Source organism: Streptomyces sp. NPDC056169 (genome assembly GCF_042268445.1).
Lineage (GTDB): Bacteria > Actinomycetota > Actinomycetes > Streptomycetales > Streptomycetaceae > Streptomyces.
This window is the reverse complement of sequence record NZ_JBHJUO010000054.1, coordinates 1-3,390: the sequence shown is the minus strand read 5'-3', so window position 1 is coordinate 3,390 and position 3,390 is coordinate 1. Positions and strand designations below refer to the sequence as shown.

Below are 3,390 nucleotides of genomic sequence, written 5' to 3'. Positions count from 1 at the left end.
TCGCCACGCGAGGCCGCTCCACGTACAGCGATGGCGATTCCTCGCGGTCGCAGCCGTGCTACTCGTGCTGTCGGGTGCGGTAGTCCTCGTGTGGCTCCGCATCGACGCGGGAGACCGCCGGGCGGATGACCTCGCCGCAGAGGCGGACCTGCGCGGGGACGCCGTGGCCACGCTGGCGACGGATGTGCGGGTGCTGCGCTCGCAGATCAAAGCAGGCGGGGGGACGCCGGCCGCGCCGGACCCGTCGCGAGCGGTAGACGATCTGCCCGCACGCGCCCAGGTGCCTGTGCCGGTCCCTGGCCCGGCTGGGCCTCGCGGTCCGCAGGGCGAGCCGGGACGGCCGGGTGCGACGGGCCCTCCCGGCTCGCCAGGCTCGCCCGGTGCTGCGGGACCGTCCGGCGGGCAAGGCGAGCCCGGCGCTACAGTGACCGGTCCGGCAGGCCCGGCGGGGTCGGTAGGACCGGCAGGCCCAGCAGGCCCAGCAGGACCCGCAGGCCCGGCAGGACCGGCCGGCCCGCCCGGCAAGGACGGCCACGACGGCCACGACGGCCACGACGGCCACGACGGCAAGGACGGCCGGTCCGGGCAGACATGCCCCGACGGGTACAGCCTGCAGGCGCCGTCATGGGATGCCGACGCGCTCGTCTGCAGGCGGGACGGTGCCCCGCCGCCGAACCAGCCCGGCAACAACGGCAACGGCAACACCCCGGAGGCGTTGGGCCTCGACCCGCACCGCCGCCAGTACCCATGACCACGGCCCCGTCCTCCTCCGGGAGGGCGGGGCCGCTTCGTCGTTACCGCAGCCCTTAGCCGGTCGGCCCCGAGGAGTTGACCGTCACCGACGTCGCCGCCACCCAGTACCCGGTCAGGCCGCCCGCTGTGATCTGGAAGCACGGCCTGCCGTTGACGATCGCCCGCCGGTCCGTCGGCGCGTTCGACGGGGTCGCGAAGGACACCGTCCTGATGGTCGCCGTGCCGTCCGCCGCCACCTTGTACGTGTCCACCGAGGTGCCGCCCCCTGGGAACGTCACGGTGCGGGTGGGCCGGTACAGGGTCGTCAGGTACTGCCCGAGCAGGTACGAGTTGGGCCACGCCTCGCCCACCCACCAGCCCTCATATGCGCCAGCGCTGATCCGGTAGTAGATGCCCCGGTTCTGGATCCGGCGCCGCATCGACGCCGGGGCCTGCGTCGCCCGGCTGAACGTCACCGACTTGGTTTCCAGGATCTTGTCCGCCTTGGACTGCGCCCAGGAGCCGTCCGCAGCCGTGTCGTACCGGTACAGGGTGTGCGTGCCGGCCGCGAACTGGACCGTGCCCGTCACGCTGGCCGGGTAGTCGTCGACGAGCCGGTCCGTGTGGTCGGCGAAGTCGGCGCTGCCGGTCTGCCAGTGCAGTTGCCGCAGCAGGTTGATGTGGTGCTGGTGGTAGGCGGGCGCGGGTATGCGGTGCGTCTGGCAGTAGTGCGAGGCCCACTTGGTGTTCCGCAGCAGCGGAAAGTAGCGGGCGATGGTGGTCGCGCACCCGTCGTACAGGGCTGCGGCGTCCTGGCTGCCGGTGGCGACGTAGTAGTCCCACAGCCCGAACATCGCGAAGACCATGCCGTTGTACGTGTAGTCCCCGGCGCCCGGCTGGCTGCCCGGGTACTCCTGAAGCCACACGTAGCCAGCGTCGTCGACGTTGACGGCCCACGGGTAGCCGTCGTCCGCGACCTGCAGGGACGCGAACGCTGCGTCGGCCGCCGCGAGATACCTGGCCCGGTCCTCGCCGCACACCCCGTCGAGCTGGGACAGCTGCACGAGCAGGCTGAGAACCTCGCCCTGCGCCATCCCCGAATACCACGGCGCCGTGTACGAGACACCGGTGTGCACGGCGTGCGTGAAGTCGAACCCGTAAGGGAACCACCAGCTGCCCCGGGCCTCAAGGCGTTTGGCGATGAGCCGGTCCGCCTGCGTCTTCGCCCGCGCCAGGAACACCGCCCGGCGAGCCGGGTCGGTCTCCGCGCGGTAGCTGGAGATGCAGCCCAGCCCGAACTGCGCCTGACCCACGGGGTGGTCGAGTCCGGCGCTGCCGGCGTCCGGGTAGTACAGGTACACGCCGCCAGAGTCGAGGTGATAGGTGCCGGTTGCGGGGGAGACGTTCTCCCACTTGGTCGGCCGGTCACGCCACGGCCGCATCTCCTCCGGCAGATCAGTGACGAGACGGTAGCCAGCCTGCTGAAAGGTAAGTTGCATATTGCAAGTGTCCCCGGCGGCGGCACGGATAGCGAGGGCCTGACGTGGCGTCCGCCGGTACCTGGGCGTGCTCAGCCGTCGAGGGGCGGCTGGTCGGCGACGAAGGTTCCAATCCCGGTCTCGCCGCGCAACCAGCCCTCACGGCGCAGATAGGCGAGCGCCTTCTGGCTCGTCGACGCCGCGACCCCCAGCTCGGTTGCCAGCTCCAGCGTCGAGGGCACTCGGGTCCCGGGCGGATAGGTGCCGTCCTTGATCCGGCCGATGACGATCTGTGCGGCCTGCCTCCATACCGCCCGCGTCCGGTCGAGATCAGCGCTCATACCGGCGACCGTAGGTTCCCGCACCATGCCGCGCGACCGCAGGACCCCTCGGCAACCCTCGGTAAGGCGCGGTATGGTCTGGGTCACAAGAAACCCCCGCGGCCTGGCAGGGCCCGGGGGGTGTGGCCACCGCTACATAGGGAGCAGTGACGCATGGATCGTAGAACACAAGCGCCGCCCCCGGCAGTGCCCGGGTGTTCCGAATGCCGACGACTCCAAGCCGAGGAGGCCAGCGCGAAGAGTGCGGGCGACCTCTCGCGGGCGGTCGACTGCCGGGTGTGGCTCCGCCGTCATCGCGCCACCGCGCACCGGGGCGAGCAGTGAGCGCCGGGCAGGCCGGCAAGGCGCCCATGCGGCTGATGACGATGCGGGTGACCCGTATCCACGACGGCGAGATCATCGAGCGGCGTGACGAGGTGTGCGTGACGGCTGATGAGCCGCTTGACCCGTTCGCGCTGACTTCGGCGTGGCCGCCGTGCCGGTGCCCGCGGTGCCGCCACTGAACTCCCGGACCCGGCAAGAACGCAGGCCGGGCACGGGTAGGGGCCCCGCCCCCGCCCCCGTCGGGGACGGGGCCCCATCACGTAACAACCACCAGAAAGGCAACACATGGACAGCACCACTCTGCCCTGGCACGTGTCGAGCCACAGCACCGGCAACGGTGCCTGCATCGAGGTCGCCCGGACCACCGGCGGCGCGTTCTTCCGGGACACCAAGGACCGCAGCATCCCCGCCGCTGCCGCCTCGTCCGCGCCCTGGGCTGCGTTCGTCGGCGCTGTGAAGGCGGGCGCGCTCGGCGCCTGACCCGTGCACACTGCGGCCCCGGCTGGGATCCACAC

General features: G+C 71.7%; 3 protein-coding genes. 1 reads left to right on the top strand and 2 read right to left on the bottom strand.

Annotation, left to right across the window (positions count from 1 at the left end):
* Positions 1-806: 806 nt before the first annotated feature.
* The gene (locus tag ACFC0G_RS39590; protein WP_375847221.1) at positions 807-2,231 is read right to left on the bottom strand and encodes a D-glucuronyl C5-epimerase family protein; all 1,425 of its coding nucleotides are present in this window, start codon (positions 2,229-2,231) and stop codon (positions 807-809) included.
* A gap of 71 nt (positions 2,232-2,302) precedes the next feature.
* On the bottom strand, positions 2,303-2,551 hold the full coding sequence (locus tag ACFC0G_RS39585; RefSeq protein WP_375989050.1) for a GntR family transcriptional regulator: 249 nt from the start codon (positions 2,549-2,551) through the stop codon (positions 2,303-2,305).
* A 609-nt stretch (positions 2,552-3,160) separates the two neighbouring features.
* On the opposite strand from ACFC0G_RS39585, the gene ACFC0G_RS39580 reads away from it, so the two are divergent.
* Positions 3,161-3,355 (top strand): DUF397 domain-containing protein, encoded by a 195-nt coding sequence (locus tag ACFC0G_RS39580; protein ID WP_375989053.1) that lies wholly within the window; start codon positions 3,161-3,163, stop codon positions 3,353-3,355.
* Positions 3,356-3,390: the final 35 nt, after the last annotated feature.

What these genes read in the sequence shown, in the direction of transcription:
- ACFC0G_RS39590 (WP_375847221.1), bottom strand. Translation starts at nt 2,231, where the DNA reads ATGCAACTTACCTTTCAGCAGGCTGGCTACCGTCTCGTCACTGATCTG.
- ACFC0G_RS39585 (WP_375989050.1), bottom strand. Translation starts at nt 2,551, where the DNA reads ATGAGCGCTGATCTCGACCGGACGCGGGCGGTATGGAGGCAGGCCGCA.
- ACFC0G_RS39580 (WP_375989053.1), top strand. Translation starts at nt 3,161, where the DNA reads ATGGACAGCACCACTCTGCCCTGGCACGTGTCGAGCCACAGCACCGGC.